Here is an 18,323-nt window from a genome sequence, read left to right on the forward strand (position 1 = left end):
GCAGGGTGTGGACTACCAGTCGTGGACCGTTCCGTCCTTGAGCCGGTTGTACGGCAGGTACGCCGGCTGGTACGGGAACTTGGCCGCCGCGTCCTCGTCCAGCTCGACCCCGAGACCGGGCTGGTGACCCGGGTGCAGGTACCCGTTCTCGAAGGTGAACGTCTGCCGGAACACCTCGTTGGTGGCGTCGCCGTGCTGCATGTACTCCTGGATCCCGAAGTTGTGGATGGCCAGGTCGAGGTGCAGCGCGGCCGCCATCCCGACCGGCGAGATGTCGGTCGGGCCGTGGATGCCGGACTTGATCTGGTACTGCGCGGCGTAGTCGAGCAGCTTCCGCATCGCGGTGATGCCGCCGGTGTGCGTGACCGCGGACCGGACGTAGTCGATCAGCTGGTCCTTGATCAGCGTCTGGTAGTCCCAGACGGTGTTGAAGACCTCGCCGATCGCCAGCGGCGTCGTCGTGTGCTGACGGACCAGCCGGAGCGCGTCCTGGTTCTCGGCCGGCGTGCAGTCCTCCATCCAGAACAGGTCGTACGGCTCCAGGTCCTTGCCGAGGCGCGCGGCCTGGATCGGGGTCAGCCGGTGGTGCACGTCGTGCAGCAGCGGCAGCTCCGGGCCGAACTCCGACCGGACCGCCTCGAAGACCTTCGGGATGTGCCGCAGGTACGCGCGGGTGTCCCAGTCCTCCTCCATCGGCTGCGCGGCGCGCAGGGCCGGCTCGTAGTGGTGCTCGGGCTCTTCACCGGCAGGCGCGCGGACGCCGTACACGGCGTCGATCCCGGGGACCGAGGTCTGCACGCGGATCGAGCGGAAGCCCTGGTCGAGGTGCCGGCGGATCGAGTCGAACAGCTCGGCCTCGTCGCGGCCGGAGGCGTGCCCGTACGCCATCAGGCCGTTGCGGGAGGCGCCGCCGAGCAACTGGTAGAGCGGCATCCCGGCGGCCTTGGCCTTGAGGTCCCACAGCGCGACGTCGACCGCGGCGATCGCCGCCATCGTGACCGGACCTCGCCGCCAGTACGCCGACCGGTACAGGAACTGCCAGGTGTCCTCGATCCGGTGCGCGTCGCGGCCGAGCAGCAGCGGGACGACGTGGTCGGTCAGGTACGACGCGACCGACAGCTCGCGGCCGTTCAGGGTGCCGTCACCCCAGCCGACCAGCCCGTCGTCGGTGGTCAGCTTCAGGGTGACGAAGTTGCGGTCCGGGCTCGTCACGATCACCTCGGCGGCGGTGATGTTCACGATGCGGTTTCCTCCTCGGTGACCAGCTCGAGCGCCTGGCGCGCGATCTGCCACTCCTCGTTGGTCGGGATCACCAGGACGGCGACCTCGCTGTCGTCGGTGCTGACCAGGCCGTCCTCGGCCGGGTCGGCGTTGCGGACCGGGTCGAGCCGGATGCCGAGCCGCTCCAGCCCGTGCAGGGCGGCGGCCCGGACGTCGGCCGAGTGCTGGCCGACCCCGGCGGTGAACACGATCGCGTCGACCGTGCCGAGCACGGCGTAGTACGCACCGACGTACTTCTTGATCCGGTGGCAGTACACGTCGAAGGCCAGCTCGGCCTTCGGGTCACCGGCCGCGCGCAGCTTGCTCAGCGCGCGGAAGTCGTTCTCGCCGGCCAGGCCCTTCAGGCCGGACTTCTTGTTCAGCGCGTTGTCGATCTCGTCGACCGACCAGCCGGCCTCGCGGACCAGGTGGCCGTGCACCGCGGGGTCGAGGTCGCCGGACCGGGTGCCCATCACGAGACCTTCGAGCGGGGTCATGCCCATCGAGGTCTCGACCGACTCGCCGCCCTGGACGGCGGCCGCCGAGCAGCCGTTGCCGAGGTGCAGGACGATCAGGTTCAGGTCGGCCAGGTCGCGGCCGAGCCGGTGCGCGGCCTGCTCGGAGACGAACGAGTGCGACGTGCCGTGGAAGCCGTAGCGGCGGATGCCGTGGTCGTCGAGCCATTCCGACGGTACGGCGTACGTGTAGGCGTGCGGTGGGAGCGTCTGGTGGAAGGCGGTGTCGAAGACGGCGACCTGCGGGAGGTCGGGGAAAAGCCTGCGCGCGACCTCGATGCCTTCCAGGTTGGCCGGGTTGTGCAGCGGCGCGAGCGGAACCAGGTCGGTGACCTCGGCCACGAGCGCGTCGTCGATCAGACTCGGTGCGGCGAACTTCGCGCCGCCGTGGACGACCCGGTGGCCGACGGCCGCGAGCTCGAGGTCGTCGAGCGACGGACCGTGCTTCGCGAACGCGTCGAGGGCGGCGCGGAGGGCGTCCTCGTGGCTGGCGAGCGCGTCCGAGCTCTCGGTCTCGCCGTCCGGGCCGCGGTGCTGCTGGTGGCCCTCGGACTCGCCGATGCGTTCGATCAGCCCGTCGGCGAGCGCTTCCCCGGAGCCCGCGTCGACGAGGCTGTACTTGAGCGAGGACGACCCCGCGTTGATCACGAGCACGTAGTCGCTCATCGGCTGCCACCTTCCGCCGGCGGGATCGCCGCGCTCGTCTGCTCCGCCGCGCCCTGCTGCGCCTGCAGCGCGGTGATCGCGACCGTGTTGATGATGTCTCGCACCGTGGCTCCTCGGGACAGGTCGTTCACCGGTTTGCGCAGGCCCTGCAGCACCGGGCCGACCGCGACCGCGTTCGCCGAGCGCTGGACCGCCTTGTACGTGTTGTTGCCGGTGTTCAGGTCGGGGAAGACGAACACGGTCGCCCGCCCGGCGACCGGAGAGTCGGGCAGCTTGGTCCGGGCGACCGCGGCGTCGATCGCCGCGTCGTACTGGATCGGCCCCTCGACGAGCAACTCCGGCGCCCGTTCGCGCACGATGGTCGTTGCCTTCGACACCTTCTCGACGTCCGTGCCGGTGCCGGAGGAGCCGGTCGAGTACGACAGCATCGCGACCCGTGGGTCGACACCGAAGGCGACCGCCGTCGAGGCCGAGGAGATCGCGATGTCGGCCAGCTGCTCGGCGGTCGGGTCCGGGTTCACCGCGCAGTCGCCGTACACGAGGACCTGGTGCTGCAGGCACATGAAGAACACCGACGACACCACCGAGACGCCGGGCTCGGTCTTCACGATCTCCAGCGCCGGGCGGATCGTGTGCGCGGTGGTGTGGATCGAGCCGGACACCATCCCGTCGGCGAGGCCGAGCTGGACCATCATCGTGCCGAAGTACGAGACGTCCTTGACCAGCTCGCGGGCCCGGTCGAGATCGACGCCGCGGTGCTGCCGCAGCCGGTGCAGCTCGACCGCGAACTGCTCGGCCAGCGGGTCGTTGTCGGGGTCGACGACGTGCGCCGCGGACAGGTCGAGGCCGAGCCCGGCCGTCTTCGCGCTGATCGCGACCGGGTCTCCGAGCAGCGTCAGCTCGGCCACTCCGCGCCGAATCAGCACGTCGGCGGCGCGCAGGATCCGCTCCTCCTCGCCCTCGGGCAGCACGATGTGCTTGCGGTCGGCAACGGCCGCGTCGATCAGCCGGTGCTCGAACATCAGCGGCGTGACCGCGTTGCTGCGGGCGACCGCCAGTTGGTCGAGCAGCGCCTGGCTGTCGACGTGCTGCTCGAACAGCGCGAGCGCCAGGTCGATCTTGCGCGGCGAGTCCTTGGTCAGGCGGCCCCGGACGGCGGTCAGCGCCGCCGACGCCGCCTGGGTGTCGAGATCGGTCTCCAGGATCGGCAGCGTCACGCCGAGGCTCTCGATCAGCTGCTGGACCTGCGGCGGCAGCGTGAAACCGCCGTTCAGCACGATCGCCGAGATCTGCGGGAAGGTCCGCGAGGCGTGCGCCATCAGAACCCCGAGCACGACCTCTGGCCGGTCGGCCGCCGTGATCACCGCGGCGCCGTCGAACAGCCGGTCGAGCACGTTCGGCATCGTCATCCCGGCGACCAGCAGCCCGCTGACCTCCCGCGAGAGCAGCTCGGGATCGCCGCTGACCATCCGTCCGTCGACCGGCGCCAGCAGGTCCGCCGGGGTCGGCTGGCTGAGCACCGGCTCCTCGGGCAGCGCGTACGCCGGTACGCCGTCCGCGCCGAGCGCCGTCGCGAACCGGTCGAGGTCCTGCGGGTCGGCGCGGTTCACGACGACCGCTGCGAGCGCACCGTGGTTGGCGGTCAGCTCGGCGACGGACAGGTCTCTGATCGCCTGCAGGTCGTCGAGGGTCCGGTCGAACCCGTTCAGCACCAGCAGCACCGGCGTACCGAGGTTGGCGGCGATCTTCGCGTTGTAGGAGAACTCGGTCGGCGTCCCGACGTCGGTGTAGTCGCTGCCGACGACCAGCACGGCGTCGGCCTGCTCGGCGACCGCGTGGTACCGGCGCACGATCACGTCCAGCGCGGCGTCCGGGTCGTCGTGCACCTCGTCGTAGGTGACGCCGACGCAGTCCTCGTACGCGAGGTCGACCGCGTCGTGCGAGATCAGCAGGTCGAGCACGTAGTCGCGCCCGCCGTGCCGGTCGGTGTCGGGTCGGACGATCGGCCGGAACACGGCGACCCGCCCGACCCGGCGCGAGAGTTGCTGCAACACCCCGAGGGCGACCGTCGACTTCCCGGTGGACCCTTCGACGGATGCGACGTACACGCTGCTCCCCATGCCAGAACCCTATGTCAGGAGCTGGCCTTCCACTCCCCAGACGTTCAGGAGTGCGAGTGCCTCGGCGTCCCGGGAACCGGCCGGCGCGCTGTAGAGGACCAGGTTCTGGTCGCGGTCGGTCAGCGCCATCGCGTCGCAGTCCACGGTGATCTCGCCGACCGCCGGGTGCTTGAACGTCTTCGTCAGCATCTGCTCAGCCTGGACGTCGTGCCGCTCCCACAGCCTGGCGAACTCGGGGCTGCCTTCTCGGAGCTCCTGGATCAGCCCGGTCACCGTCGGGTCCTGTGGGTAGCGCGCCACGGTCGAGCGCAGCTGCATCACCACGTGGTGCCGGAACTCGGTCGCGTCCGACACGCCGTACAGCGTCCGGCCGCCGCTCGGCGCCGGCGCGAGGAACGCCCGGCGGGCGAGGTTTGCGGTCCTCCGGCGTCAGGGCACCGAAGTCCTCCATCAGCGCCGCCGCCAGCTCGTTCCACGCCAGCACCTCGAACGCCGCGGACGTCACGAACGCCGCCGTCTGCGGCAGCCGCTCGATCAGCGCGAGGATGCTCGGCCGCACGTCCCGCCGGTGCAACCCGCTCCGGCTGGGCGCCGTACCGGCCAGCACGTGCAGGTGATCCGACTCGGCATCCGTCAGCAGCAACGCCCGCGCGATCCCCGCCAGCACCTCACCCGACGGCCGCGGCGCCCGCCCCTGCTCCAGCCGCACGTAGTACTCCGTGGAGATGTGCGCCAGCACCGCCACCTCCTCCCGCCGCAGCCCCGGTGTCCGTCGCCGGGCACCCGACGGCAGCCCGACGTCCTCCGGCCGGAGCCGCTCCCGCCGGCTCCGGAGAAACGCCCCGAGCTCCTGCTTGTCCATACCCCCAGTCTGCCCGCCGCCTCGCGCCGCAGCCTGGTACAGCCTGTGCCTGTCTGGGCTCCTCGCGCCGCAGAACAGTGGTCGGCATGACAACTGGACTGCTCACCGACAAGGTCATCTTCATCACCGGAGCCAGCCGCGGCATCGGCGCCGCGGCCGCGCACCTGTTCGCCGCCGAGGGCGCGGCGGTCGTCCTCGCCTCCCGCGGCATCGAGGCACTCGAGAAGATCGTCGCGGAGATCCGCGCCGACGGCGGCGCGGCGGACGCCGTACAGCTCGATCTCGCCGACAGCGCCAGCATCCGTACGGCGGTCGACCGCACCCACGAGCTGCACGGCCGCCTCGAAGGTGCCTTCAACAACGCGGCCGCGATCCAGACTCGCCCCGGCCCGCTCGACACGACCAGCGACGCGGACATCGAGGAGCAGTTCGCGGTCAACTTCCGCGCCCACTGGACCGCGATGAACGCCGAGGCCGCGCTGATGCGCCGGGGCTCCGGTGGCGCGATCGTGAACACCTCCAGCATCGGCAGCCGCCGCGCGAACCCCGCACTTCCGGCGTACGGCGCGATGAAGCGCGCCCTGAACAGCCTCACCGAGACCGCCGCCGTCACCTGGGCCGCCGACGGCATCCGCGTCAACGGCATCACTCCCGGTGGCACCGCGACCGAGATGATCGACACCTGGGAAGCGGCGACGCCGGGCGTCGTCGACATGATCACGTCGTCCAGCCCGCTCCGCCGGATGGCCGAGCCGCGCGAGATCGCCGAGCTGGCCGCGTGGCTGCTCAGCGACCGGGCGTCGATCGTCACCGGTGCGATCATCCCCGCCGACGGTGGCGCCGGGGCCTAGCCGGCTGCCTCGGCGGCCCACAGCCGGTTGCTGGCCTCGACGTCGATGCTGCCTCGGCGCAGTGACCCCGGCGGCGACCCCGTACCACCGGCGAACGCGCCGATCACGAACACCCCGAAGTCGACCAGCCAGGAGAAGAACAGCGCCCACTGCGTCGCCCGGAGGTACCGTCGCCCGTTGCCCAGCGGCTCGACCCGCTGGGCAACGTCGGGACCGAGGACCTCGGCCGGGTCCAGATGTCTGTTCATGCCGCGAGACGCTAGCGCGTCGGAGACCGCTCCGAACTACGGGCGAAGTACGGGCAGCGCCACGACGTCACCGCTCCCTGTCCTCCCTCCCGGGCCAGTTGCCGAGCGCAAGCATCTGGCCGTTCGGTGACCTGGGGGCGTCAGTAGGATGACCATCGTGTCCCGACGGCCGCTGGATGACCTCGCGGGTGAATCCCCTGCCCACGGACCGCCGGCCGGCCGCTTCGGCGAGCTGCTGCGCTCCTTCCGCCGCCGGTCCGACCTGACGCAGCATGCACTCGCGGACCAGGCCGGCCTCAGCACCGCAGCCGTTCGCGACCTGGAACAGGGCCGGACCAGAAGCCCGAAGCCGGATTCGATCGACGCGCTGGCCGCCGTTCTCGCATTGAGCACGCACGACACCGGCGTCCTCCATGCCGCTGCCAAGCCCCCGCGCACCAGCCGCCCCAGCACCGGTACGGTCCGGATCAACATCCTCGGCCCGCTGGACCTGCGCTCCGGTGACGCTTCCGTCCCGGTCAACTCCGCCGCCCAGCGCACGCTGCTGGCCCGCCTGGCCCTCTCACCTGGCACGACGGTCAGCCAGGACGAGCTCATCGACCTGCTGTGGCCCCGCCGAACACCGGCGAACGCCGCAAGCCTGCTCCAGACCCGCATCGCGAGATTGCGCCGGCTGCTGGAGCCGGGTGGCCCGTCAGCTCTCTCGCTGGAGCCCGGGAGCCCGTCGATCACCGGCGACCGCACCGGCTACCGGCTGGACGCGACCGCCGAGACCCTCGACCTCCTCGCCTTCCGCCAGCTGGTCGCGCAAGCCACCGAGACACCGAAGGCCGCGCTGGAGAAGCTCACCAGCGCGCTCGCACTCTGGCGCGGTGAGCCCGACAGCGACGCGTCCCACCTGCTCTACCTGGCGATCACCAACGAGTACGCCAAGGCCGTCCACACCTTCGCCGCAGTGACCCGTGAGGCCGGCGTACCAGAGCGCGCGCTGCAGCCCCTTCGGGACCTGACCGCGCACCACGAGCTCGACGAACCGCTGCACGCCGAGCTGATCCAGACCCTCGCCGCGGCCGGCCGGCAAGCCGAAGCGCTGTCGGCGTACGAGCGCATCCGTACGGCGCTCGCCGACCAGCTCGGCATCGACCCCGGCGAACGACTCCGCGAGGCACACCTGGCAGTCCTCCGCGCACCCAGTAGCAGAAGGCAGCAGCAAGCGCCCTCAGCGCCACCGGACTTCGTCGGTCGCGACGAGGAACTGGCCGCGATCTGCACAGCCCTCCGCCAACCAGCGGCCGTCTCCTCCCGCGCCGTCCTCGTCAACGGCATCGCCGGCGTCGGCAAGACTGCCCTGGCTCTCACCGCCGCTCACCACCTCCGTGCTGAGTACCCCGACGGCCAGCTGTACGCCGACCTGCGCGGCGCCGACACCGTTGCCCCACAGCCGTTGCAGGTACTCGGCCGGTTCCTGCGAGCGCTCGGCGTGCCCAGCAGAAGGATCGGTACCGAGGAGGCGGAGGCGGCCGCGCTCTTCCGCAGCGAGCTGGCCGACCGCCGTCTGCTCGTCGTCCTCGACAACGCCCAGGACGCGGCACAGGTCCGTCCGCTCCTCCCCGGCGCCGGCCGCAGCGACGTGATCATCACCAGTCGTCGCCGCCTCCCCGACCTGATCGCCACCGAGGTCATCGACCTGGAGCCGCTCCCCACCGACGACGCCGCCCGCCTGATCGCCTCCACCGCCAGGACCCTCGACGCCCACGCCGAAGACGTAGCAGCACTCGCTGAAGCTTGTGGGCGCCTCCCCCTGGCCCTCCGCATCGCCGGCGCCCGTCTGGCGACCCGCCGCGAGTGGACGGTCGCCGACCTGGCTCGCCGCCTCGACGACAGCAACCGCCGTCTGTCCGAGCTGACCCTCGGCGAGTCCAGCGTCCTCACCAGCTTCCAGCTCAGCTACGCCGACCTGAGCCCCACCGCGCAGCGCGCGTTCCGCCTGTGCAGCCTCCACCCCGGTGACGACTTCAGCGCCGACAGCACCGGCGTCCTGCTCGGCCTGACCACCCCTGACGCCGAACGCATCCTGGACGACCTGCTCGAAGCCAACATGCTCCTGCAGCACACCAGCAACCGCTACCGCTTCCACGACCTCCTCGGCCTGTACGCCGCCCGCCTCCTCGCCGACGACCCAGAGTCCGACGCTGCTCGGACAAGACTCCACACCTGGTACGCCGACACCGTCACCGCCACCATCGACCGCGCGTACCCCCAGCTCCTCCGCCTCACTGCCGGCGAGCCGAGCACCTCCTCCTCCAACGCCACCCTGACCTGGCTGGCGGACGAACTCCGCTCCCTGGTCGCCCTGGTGACCACCACCACCGACCCGCAGCTCGCCTGGCACCTAACCGACCAGCTCCGCGGCTACTACCTCATGTGCCGCGAGGCAGACGGCTGGCTGCAGGTAGCCCAAGCCGGTACGACGGCCGCCCAAGCCTCCGGCAACCACAGGGCGCTGGTAGCCATGCTGATCAACCGCGGCCAGGCCCTGGCCGCGGCAGGCCGCGACGACGACTCCCTCGCCGACTGTCTTGCCGCCCATGTCCTGGCCGTAGCCACCGGCTGGACCACCGCAGCCGCCTACAGCGCCCACCAGGTCGGCTGGCACCACCTGGAACGCGGCACCCTGCACGAAGCCGCCCACTGGATGACCCGCTCCCTCAGCTGCACCCAGACCGAACCGCCCGGTCACGTCGCGGCGATCGCCGTCAACGGGCTCGGGATGGTCCGGCTGTACCAGGGCGAGCTGCGCGAGGCCGCCGACCTGTTCGCCGAGGCGCTCAGGCTGAACGCCGGCAGCCGCCCGGCGTCCGACCTGATCATCAAGGGCAACCTGGCCAGCGCCCTCCGCCAGCTCGGCGACGTCGACGCGGCCGCTGACCTGCTGAACGACGTACTGGACGCTTATCGGCAGCAGTCCTACCCGCGCGGAGAGCTGTCGACGCTGGACGAGCTCGCGCGGCTGCACCTCCAACGGGACTCCGCCGCTGCGCTGGACCTGGCTCTGCGAGCCCGCGACCTCGCCGTCACCGGCCGCGACCGCAAGGCCCAGGCCCAGACCATGGCCACGGTTGCGCAGGCCCACCTCGCTCTCGGCGACCGCGCCGCGGCGATCAGCTCCGGCGAGGAGTGCCTCGCGATCGCCCGCATCTCCTACCCGTACATCGAAGCCGAGGCCCTGATCGTTCTCGCCGCCGCACATCACGACGCCCCCGCCGCTCTGGCCCATGCCGTCCACGCCGAAGCGATCGCCGAAGCCTGCGGCTTCACGCTCCTGGCGGCCGAGGCAACGACGCTCCGCCGCCGGCTGACCCCGGAACGCACGGATCCACGGCCCCGCTGACGAACTCGCCCTTCCGCCCAGCCGCAACAGCCGGAAATTGTCCGTGGGCTTGGGTAGCGTCCTCCTGTGGACGTTGGGAAACGGATTCAGGAACTGGCCGACCAGATCGTCGAGCTGCGCGACGCCTACTACCGGGGATCGCCCTCGGTGGCGGACGCCGAGTACGACGCGATCGAGGACGAGCTGCGTCAGTTGATCACGGACAACCCGGCCCTGGCGCCGGACCCGAATCCGCTGGAGCAGGTCGGCGCCCCGGCGGTGCTGCACGCCCCGGTGCGGCACTCGCGGCCGATGCTGTCGTTGGAGAAGGCAACCAAACCGGAGCAGGTCGAGGCGTTCTTCAACCGCTTCCCCGGCCGGTCGGTGGTGGTGATGCCGAAGCTCGACGGGCTGTCGCTCGCCCTGGTCTACGAGGACGGCAAGCTCGCCCGCGCGATCACCCGTGGCGACGGCACGACCGGTGACGACGTGACGCCACTCGTCCGCGCACTGGCGGACGGCGTACCGGCGTCGGTCGAGGCGGAGGGCCGCGTCGAGGTCCGCGGCGAGGCGGTGATGCTGCGCTCGACTTTCGCGGCGTACAACAAGAACCACGCCGACAAGCCGCTGATCAACCCGCGCAACGCCGCGGCCGGGACGCTGCGCGCGAAGGACCCGGCGACGGTCGCCGAGCGCCGGTTGCAGTTCCTCGCCTTCGACCTGCTGACCGATGCCGACAGCACCGACTCCGACCTCGATCGCGCGCTGCGCACGTTGGGGTTCACCGCCGCCGACATGCGGCACTGCGACGACGCGGCCGCGGCGCAGGCAGTGATCAGCACGATCGAGGAGCAGCGCAACGATCTCGACTACGACCTCGACGGTGCCGTGCTCCGGCTGGCCGACCGGGACGCGTTCGCCGCGGCCGGGACGAGGTCGAGCTCACCGCGCGGCGCGCTCGCGTTCAAGTTCGCGGCCGAGGAGAAGACGACCGTGCTGGCCGACGTGCGCTGGGACGTCGGGAAGACCGGCAAGATCGCCCCGGTCGCCTGGCTGGAGCCGGTCTTCGTCGGCGGGACGACGGTGACCCGCGCGACGCTGGCCAACCAGGAGGTGATCCGGGCCCGCGGCATCAAGATCGGTGACACGGTGCTCGTCCGACGCGCGGGTGACGTGATCCCGTTCGTGGCCGGCGTCCTGGACGCGTCGAAGCGGACCGGCGCCGAGCAGGACATCGTGCCGCCGACCGTCTGCCCGTCGTGCGCGCAGCCGCTGACCGAGCAGGGCAACAGCCGCGAGCTGTTCTGCACCAACGTGTCCTGCCCGGCCCAGACCGTACGCCGCCTGATCCACTGGGCGTCGCGGGCCGCGGCCGACATCGACGCGATCGGCGGGGTCTGGATCGAGCGGCTCGCCGAGGCCGGGATCCTGGAGAACCCGTCGGACTTCTACCAGCTGACCAAGGAAGGGCTGCTCGAGTTCGACCGGGTCGGCGAGGTCTCGGCGACGCGGATGATCGAGTCGATCGACACCAGCCGCCAGGTCGGGCTGCGCCGGGCGCTGATCGGGCTGGCGATCCCGATGGCCTCGGAGGGGACGGCGGCGCGGCTGTGCCGCGCGGGCTTCGGGTCGCTGGAGGACGTGCTCGACGCCGGCGAGGAAGGGCTGGTCGCGGTCGACGACATCGGGCCGAAGGTCGCGGCGTCGCTGATCGAGCACCTGACACGGCTCCGGCCGGAGTTGGAGCGGCTGCGGGCGGCGGGCGTTTCGCTCGACGTACTGGAGGAGGACCTGCCGCCGGTGATCGCCGCGGGCGCGCCACTGGCAGGCAAGACGGTGGTCGTGACCGGGTCGATCAGCGACCCACGCTCAGGTGAGAAGGTGCCGCGGCCCGCGTTCCAGCGCCTGTGCGAGACCGCGGGCGCGACGATCGCGTCGTCGGTCTCGGCGACCACCGACCTGCTGATCACCGGCGCGGACGTGGGCGCGTCGAAGCTCACCAAGGCGGAGAAGCTCGGTGTCCAGGTCGCGGACCAGTCCGAGATCTGGCCGCAGCTGTTCGCCGCGGGGATCACCGTCTAGCCGGCCACTCCTCCAGCTGGACAGCGCGCTGCCGCTCGCGGGGCTCGCCGTCCAGCCGCAGGGAGGGGCCGGACGACTAGCTGGAGGTTTGGCGCAGCCGCTGCTTGGCGTCCCGCTCCACGAAGAGCGGGACGAAGTCGCGGATCGGCGCCTGGTCGAACTCCGGCTGGACCTGGTGGACGACCTCCGCGACGCTCTCGCTCGGGACGCCAGGGAACTGCTTCGCCAGCCGGTCAACGATCTCGTCGATGGCCCGGTGCTCTTCTGACCTGTCCATGTTTCAACCATCGCGCAGCCCACCGGGCGACACAATGCGGGCCAGATTTGTTCACCTGCTGTCCATCTGGCCCAGACCGCCTGCCTCAGCGCCAGCGCGCGACCAGCTCGGCCAGCGGATCGGCCAGCGCCATCTGCAGCAACGGCCCGAAGGTGATCCGCTGCACGCCGGCCGCCTTCAGTTCGTCGTACGAGCCCGACGCCGCGCCCTTGACCGGATGCGCCGTCACGTTCACCGACCCCGACAACTCCCCCATCAACGTCCGCAACGACGCCGCGTCCGGCACCAGCACCGGGTACACGCACCGGGCCCCCGCGGCCTCACAAGCCTGCGACCGCCGAATCGCCTCGGCGAGCGGGTCGTCGAACTTCTCGTACTTCCCGATGAACGCGTCGGTCCGCGCGTTGATCACCAGCTCGACCCCGGCCGCGTCAGCCGCCGCCCGAATCGCTCCGATGTAGTCCGCGTGCTCCTCGACGGACCGCAGCCGCCCCTCGCTGTGCACCGTGTCCTCGATGTTGATCCCCGCAGCCCCGGCCTCCAGCACCCGCTCGACCAGCTCGGCGGCAGGCGTGTCGTACCCCGACTCCACATCAGCCGTCACCGGTACGTCGACCGCCCCGGTGATCCGCCGGATCCCGTCCAGCGCGTCGTCCAGCGACATCGCCTCGTTGTCCCCCTGCCCCCGAGCCTCCGACAACGGATGACTCCCGACACTCAACGCCGCGAACCCGGCCCCCACCACAGCCCGCGCCGACCACGCGTCCCACACCGTCGGCAGCACCAGCGTCGTCCCGGTGTGATGCAGCTTCAACAGCTCGGAGGCCTTCGCGGCGATATCAGTCATGCCTGAAAGCTACCTGACCCAACGTGTCCGATTCCGGACGTGCGGTGGTGGCTCGTCGGCTCAGCGGGAAGGGTGGAAGGGAGTCGAGGGAACGGAGCAGCGGATGAGTGACCGCAGGGGCCGTGAGGCGACCGGGTTCCAGGAGCAGGCGGCGTACGACGCGACGATCGATCTGCGGACCGACTTCGTGATGGTGTACGGGCTGAACGACAGCACCGCGGAGCGGATCGCGCGGTGGCGGGAGGCCGGGTACCGGGTGCATCTGATGACCGGGATCTCCTGGGGGGACTACCAGGACTACCTCGACGGGCGGTGGGACGGGAACGACCACTGGGACGACGCGCAGACCGCGGGCGACGGGTCGCCGATCCTGCACGGGAAGAGCGTGGACATCCCGTACATGGTGCCGACGTTCGCGTTCACGGAGTACCTGATCGAGAAGCTGCGGCCGGTGCTCGCGCTCGGGGTGGAAGGGATTCACCTGGAGGAGCCGGAGTACTGGGCGCGCGCCGGGTACTCGGCGTCGTTCAAGCGGGAGTGGCTGGCCTTCTTCGGTGAGCCGTGGCAGCCGCCGCACAGCACCGCCGAGGCGCACTTCCGGTCCGGGCAGCTCAAGCAGCATCTGCTCACACGGAGCCTTGATCGCGTGACGTCCGTACTGCGCGACGAAGCGCTGCAGCAGGGTCGCGAGGTGCGGTTCTACGTCCCGACGCACAGCCTGCTCAACTACACCCAGTGGCAGATCGTCAGTCCCGAGTCCCGGCTGCGTACGCTGCCCGCGGTCGACGGCGCGATCGCGCAGGTCTGGACCGGGACCGCCCGCACGCCCAACGTGTACGACGGCGAGGTGGCCGAGCGCACCTTCGCGACGGCGTACCTGGAGTACGGCATCGCGCAGGACCTGACCCGCGGTACCGATCGCCGGATGTGGTTCCTGCACGACCCGATCGAGGACCACCCGGACCGCACCTGGGAGGACTACCTCGCCAACTACCAGCGCACGCTCGTCGCGTCGCTGCTGCATCCGGGCGTCTCGCGGTACGAGGTCGCGCCCTGGCCGAACCGGATCTTCAACCGCTCGTACCCACGCCAGGGTTCCACCGAGCGCGAGCCGATCCCACCGGAGACCGCGACCAGCTACCTGGTCGCGATGAACAGCCTCCGCGATCTCGACCAGCCCGACGTACGCCGTCACGGCGACGGCCCGCGGATCGGCGTCGCGCTCTCCGACACCGCGATGTTCCAGCGCTGGTCCCCCGGTGGCGAGAGCGGCCACTACGACGGCCTGCAGGACGCGCTCGCCCTCGAAGGCCGCGAGCAACTGCACTTCTCCGACTTCTACGGCCTCGCCCTGCCGCCCCTGTACGACGGCCAGCAGGTCTGCCCGGTCCAGCTCGAGAACGTGATCGACACTCCTGACGCGCTCGACGACGTCGACCTGCTCGTGCTCAGCTACGAGTTCCAGAAGCCGCTCGCGCCCGGCATCCACTACGCGCTGGCCGGCTGGGTGAACCGCGGCGGCACTCTCCTGTACGTCGGCAACGACGCCGACCCGTACCACGCAATGCGTTCCTGGTGGACCGGCCGCTACCCGACCTGCGCCGACCACCTGGCCGAGGCTCTCGGCGCCGATCGCAGCAACCCGACGATCCAGCCCGTCGGCAAGGGCCGCGTCCAGTTCCTCACCGCGCGGCCCGCCGACTTCACCGAACAACCCGCTGCCCTCGTCGCCGCCCTCGAAGCCCTCGCCAAGGACGCCGGCCGGCGCTGGACGCCGACGAACTGGCTCGCGGTCCAACGCGGCCCGTACCTGATCGGCGCCGTACTGCACGGCACCCACACCATCGAGGGCTCGTACGTCGACCTGCTCGACCCGCAGCTCGGCATCGTCACCAGCCGCGAACTGCAACCCGGTGCCGTGACCTGGCTGCGCGACCTCACGTACGACGACTCACCAGTGATCGCCTCCGCCGGCCGCATCACCGACTGGCACCGAGACTCCACCGGCATCCGCTTCACCTGCGAGGCGCCACGCGGAGTCGAAGTCCTCACCGCGCTTCGTACTTCACAGCCGGTCGAGGGCCATCGCTACGACCCCGAGACCGGAGTCCTCTGGGTCCGCCATCCCGGCGACCCGGGCGGGACCGAGATCCACCTACCCGGCAACGACCTGTGACCCGGCGAGGCCGACGGCCAGCCCGGCCACGATCAGCAGCGCCCCGACCAGAACCCGGTAGCGCATGGTCGCGACCAGGCCCAGCAGGACGGCGACCAGACCGACACCCCAGATGAGGTTCCCGATGAGCATCCGGGAACCCTATCCACCGGAACTGCCGATCCCCCGCGCCCTCACAGCTCTCTAACAAGTAGCAGCACGTTGTACCTCGCGGACGGCCTCGGCCACCGCGTGGTGGTCCTTGCGCAGGATCGCCCCGTGGTTGCTCGGCACCTTTGCGCTCAACTCGATGTTCGGGTTCCGCTCGACCACGCCGGCGATGCTGGTGCGGATCTGCTCCTGCTCGTCACCGCGGCTGCCCAGCGACGTCCCCGACGCCAGCACGTACCGGGTCGGCACCGTGATCGCGTCCAGCACCGGCCCCAGCTCGGCGACCTTCGAGATCCGGCCGATCTCGATGTTGCTCTCCGCCTGCTGCGCGGCGTTCAGCCGCGGGACCAGACCGGTCGGGCGCAGCAGCGGCAGGAACCAGCCCATCCGCCGGAACATCGTGCGGATCCGCTCCTCCATCGCGTCGTCCAGCCAGTCGTACGGCTGCGCGCCGTCGACGAGTACCGCGCCGATCGCGCGGTCCGGGTTCCGGCTCGCCCAGTGCGCCCCGACGAACGCGCCGTACGACCAGCCGACCACGATCGCCCGCTCGACGCCGCGGGCCGCGAGCACCGCGTCGACGTCGCGGATCGCGGCCTCGAAGGAGTAGTCCGCGGAGCGCTTCGACTTCCGGCCGCGCGCCCGTTCGTCGTACGTGATGTGCCGCAGGTCGCCGCCGAGGTCGGCGATCACCCGCCGCCAGTACCCCTGGGTGGCGAACTGCCCGTTGAGGTAGAGCACCGGAACACCGCTGCCGCCGCTGTCGGTGACGGCCAGCGCGGTGTCCTCGATCGGGACCATGCCGGTCCACGGGGAGATGCTCGGGGAAGTGGTGTTCGTCATCGTCGTCTCCTGCTGTGGCGAGTGGTTTCTGACACCAGAAACGCTACGTTGCGTTCACAAATCTGGCAACGCCAGAGAAGCATCGGATCTACGTTCCCGCAGGTCAGAGCAGAGATTTCGTTGCGCAGGATCGAGAGCTAACGCAACACCGCGTTGCACTGACCAGTCGCCGAACGCTACGCTGAGCACCGAACACACCAACGAGAGGAACCCCCCGGTGTCCGGTGGCAGGCTCAGTCAGAAGGAACGCCAGCAGATCGCGCTCGGCCTCGCGGACGACCTCGCGTACGCCGAGATCGCGCGCCGCCTCGACCGGCCCACCTCGACGATCACCCGCGAGGTGATGCGCAACGGCGGCCCGACCGGCTACAAGGCCGACGCCGCGCACCGCGCGACCGAGCGCCGCGCGCACCGCCCGAAGCAGGCGACCCGCCGCACCCAGGGCAAGCCACTGCTGGCCGGCAACGGCCGCGACCCCGAAGCCGTCCGCGCGTACGAGGAGCTCTTCACCACCCTCCTCGCCGCCCAGGGCCTGCCGAAGATGGCCGCCCGCGTGCTGACCTGCCTGCTGATCGCCGAGGCCGGCAGCCTGACCGCCTCCGAGCTCGTCCAGCACCTGCAGGTCAGCCCCGCGTCGGTCTCCAAGGCGATCGCGTTCCTCGAGGAGCAGGGCCTGATCCGCCGCGAACGCGACGAACGCCGCCGCGACCGCTACTTCGCCGACAACGACGTCTGGTACCAGTCCACGATCGCCAGCGCCCAAGGCATCGGCCGGCTCGCCGAGATCGCCCGCCAGGGCGTCCCGGTCGTCGGCCACGGCACCCTGGCCGGCACCCGCCTGGAGAACATCGCCCGCTTCAGCGACTTCATCAGCGAAACCATCCTCCGCGCCGCCGAACAGGTCCGCGACGTCCTGCACACCCAGGCGCCCTCGACCGAAGACTAGCCGGTAAGCGTTTGCAGCGGCCGCGACCCTCTGCCTACTCTGGGCAGTAACACATCTAGAAACAATCTAGTTGTTACTGCCCAGCGAAAGGCCGTTCCATGGTCGCCTTGTTCGTCGATCTGCCGTCCGAGCTGGAAGGGGAGTTGTTCGGTCCGGACGAGCTGGCGCGACTGGAGAGCTTCGGCCGCGTGAGCCGGGCCGGAGACCGGCTGGCGGCCGACGTCCTCGTCACCGGGTGGGGCTCCCCGCCGCTACCGGCCGATCCGGGACCGCAGCTGAAGCTGGTCGTGCACAGCGCGGGCACGATCCGGCACCTGGTCACCCCGGCGCACCTCACCAACGGCCTCAAAGTCAGTCAGGCGTCAGCGGGGATGGCGCAGTCGGTGGCCGAGCTGGCGCTGTTCATGACGATCTCGCGGCTGCGCGACCTCGACCAGGTCGACCGGGTGATGACCACGAACCTGCGCGACCACGCCTGGCACAACGCCGACTTCGGGCTCGGCCGGACGCTTGCCGGAACGACGGTCGGCGTCATCGGCGCGAGCCGGGTCGGGCGCGCGTATCTCAAGCTGGTGGTCGCTTCCGGCGCTCAGCCGCTGCTCTACGACCCGTACCTCGACGAGCGCGAGGCGAAGGAGCTCGGCGCCCGGCTCGTCCCGCTCGAGCTGCTCCTGACCTCGTCGGCCGTCGTCGCGCTGCACGCCCCCGTCACCGCGGAGACCCGGCACCTGCTCGACGCGAAGCGGCTCAGCCTGATCCCCGACCGCGGTGTCCTGATCAACACCGCGCGCTCCGCCCTGGTCGACACCGAGGCACTCCTGAACGAGCTGCGCAGCGGGCGGATCAGCGCGGCGCTCGACGTGTTCGACCGCGAGCCGCTGCCGGCCGACTCCGAGTGGTGGCGGCTGCCCAACGTGCTGCTCACGCCACACCTCGGGGCCCAGACCTGGCACTCGCGCCGGACCCAGGGCGCGATCGTCGTCGACGAGATCCGCCGCTATCTCGCCGGACTGGAACTGCGCCACGAAGTGCGGACGGACACCTACGACCTGATGGCCTGAGCGCCCAAGTTTCAGAGAGTTCACGAGGGTATTGCGAAACGATACTAGA

The 18,323-nt window shown here is 70.7% G+C and carries 15 protein-coding genes and 1 pseudogene; 6 read left to right on the forward strand and 10 right to left on the reverse strand.

The features are described 5' to 3' along the window. Positions 1-12 precede the first annotated feature (12 nt). From manD to ACZ6Z4_RS12535, 5 genes and pseudogenes are all read right to left on the reverse strand, one after another. Complete coding sequence (gene manD, locus ACZ6Z4_RS12515; RefSeq protein WP_465562041.1) at positions 13-1,239, reverse strand: D-mannonate dehydratase ManD; 1,227 nt, start codon at positions 1,237-1,239, stop codon at positions 13-15. Next, positions 1,236-2,441, reverse strand: a complete 1,206-nt coding sequence (locus ACZ6Z4_RS12520; protein ID WP_465562043.1) for an acetate/propionate family kinase — start codon at positions 2,439-2,441, stop codon at positions 1,236-1,238. Before ACZ6Z4_RS12520 ends, manD begins: the two co-directional genes overlap by 4 nt. Further along, the gene (gene pta / locus ACZ6Z4_RS12525) at positions 2,438-4,561 is read right to left on the reverse strand and encodes a phosphate acetyltransferase (RefSeq protein ID WP_465562045.1); all 2,124 of its coding nucleotides are present in this window, start codon (positions 4,559-4,561) and stop codon (positions 2,438-2,440) included. Before pta ends, ACZ6Z4_RS12520 begins: the two co-directional genes overlap by 4 nt. Before the next feature lie 9 nt (positions 4,562-4,570). Beyond that, complete coding sequence (locus tag ACZ6Z4_RS12530; protein ID WP_465562047.1) at positions 4,571-4,915, reverse strand: MmyB family transcriptional regulator; 345 nt, start codon at positions 4,913-4,915, stop codon at positions 4,571-4,573. A 121-nt stretch (positions 4,916-5,036) separates the two neighbouring features. Next, positions 5,037-5,423 (reverse strand): annotated as a pseudogene (locus ACZ6Z4_RS12535) (helix-turn-helix domain-containing protein); the annotation flags it as partial. 86 nt (positions 5,424-5,509) lie between these two features. Between ACZ6Z4_RS12535 and ACZ6Z4_RS12540 the strand changes: the two are divergent. Continuing rightward, positions 5,510-6,274 (forward strand): SDR family NAD(P)-dependent oxidoreductase, encoded by a 765-nt coding sequence (locus ACZ6Z4_RS12540; RefSeq protein ID WP_465562049.1) that lies wholly within the window; start codon positions 5,510-5,512, stop codon positions 6,272-6,274. Here the strand turns inward: ACZ6Z4_RS12540 and ACZ6Z4_RS12545 are convergent. Then, positions 6,271-6,522, reverse strand: coding sequence for a hypothetical protein (locus tag ACZ6Z4_RS12545; RefSeq protein WP_465562052.1), 252 nt, complete (start codon positions 6,520-6,522; stop codon positions 6,271-6,273). The two genes, ACZ6Z4_RS12540 and ACZ6Z4_RS12545, sit on opposite strands and share 4 nt — an antisense overlap. 157 nt (positions 6,523-6,679) lie before the next feature. Here ACZ6Z4_RS12545 and ACZ6Z4_RS12550 point away from each other — a divergent pair, with 157 nt between their 5' ends. Continuing rightward, positions 6,680-9,913 (forward strand): BTAD domain-containing putative transcriptional regulator, encoded by a 3,234-nt coding sequence (locus tag ACZ6Z4_RS12550; protein ID WP_465562054.1) that lies wholly within the window; start codon positions 6,680-6,682, stop codon positions 9,911-9,913. A 66-nt stretch (positions 9,914-9,979) separates the two neighbouring features. After that, positions 9,980-11,974, forward strand: coding sequence for an NAD-dependent DNA ligase LigA (gene ligA, locus ACZ6Z4_RS12555; protein WP_465562056.1), 1,995 nt, complete (start codon positions 9,980-9,982; stop codon positions 11,972-11,974). Positions 11,975-12,050: 76 nt separating this feature from the next. On the opposite strand, the gene ACZ6Z4_RS12560 is transcribed toward ligA, so the two are convergent. Then, a complete protein-coding gene (locus ACZ6Z4_RS12560; protein ID WP_363673573.1) occupies positions 12,051-12,251 on the reverse strand; it encodes a three-helix bundle dimerization domain-containing protein in 201 nt (66 codons plus the stop codon). Between the two features lie 85 nt (positions 12,252-12,336). Beyond that, positions 12,337-13,098 carry an isocitrate lyase/PEP mutase family protein gene (locus tag ACZ6Z4_RS12565; protein WP_465562059.1) on the reverse strand — a complete coding sequence of 254 codons (762 nt, stop codon included), beginning with the start codon at positions 13,096-13,098 and terminating at the stop codon, positions 12,337-12,339. Positions 13,099-13,201: 103 nt separating this feature from the next. On the opposite strand from ACZ6Z4_RS12565, the gene ACZ6Z4_RS12570 reads away from it, so the two are divergent. Then, positions 13,202-15,274, forward strand: a complete 2,073-nt coding sequence (locus tag ACZ6Z4_RS12570) for a hypothetical protein (RefSeq protein ID WP_465562061.1) — start codon at positions 13,202-13,204, stop codon at positions 15,272-15,274. On the opposite strand, the gene ACZ6Z4_RS12575 is transcribed toward ACZ6Z4_RS12570, so the two are convergent. Continuing rightward, entirely contained in the window at positions 15,254-15,406 is a 153-nt protein-coding gene (locus tag ACZ6Z4_RS12575) for a hypothetical protein (protein ID WP_465562063.1), read from the reverse strand. The two genes, ACZ6Z4_RS12570 and ACZ6Z4_RS12575, sit on opposite strands and share 21 nt — an antisense overlap. A gap of 51 nt (positions 15,407-15,457) precedes the next feature. Continuing rightward, positions 15,458-16,267, reverse strand: a complete 810-nt coding sequence (locus tag ACZ6Z4_RS12580) for an alpha/beta fold hydrolase (protein WP_465562065.1) — start codon at positions 16,265-16,267, stop codon at positions 15,458-15,460. 217 nt (positions 16,268-16,484) lie between these two features. On the opposite strand from ACZ6Z4_RS12580, the gene ACZ6Z4_RS12585 reads away from it, so the two are divergent. Together ACZ6Z4_RS12585 and ACZ6Z4_RS12590 are read left to right on the forward strand one after the other, a co-directional pair. Then, positions 16,485-17,213: a helix-turn-helix domain-containing protein gene (locus tag ACZ6Z4_RS12585; protein WP_465562067.1), complete on the forward strand. Its 729-nt coding sequence runs from the start codon at positions 16,485-16,487 to the stop codon at positions 17,211-17,213. Between the two features lie 98 nt (positions 17,214-17,311). Further along, positions 17,312-18,274, forward strand: coding sequence for a hydroxyacid dehydrogenase (locus ACZ6Z4_RS12590; RefSeq protein WP_465562069.1), 963 nt, complete (start codon positions 17,312-17,314; stop codon positions 18,272-18,274). The last annotated feature ends 49 nt before the right edge of the window (positions 18,275-18,323 follow it).

The organism is Kribbella sp. NPDC104740 (assembly GCF_055583505.1).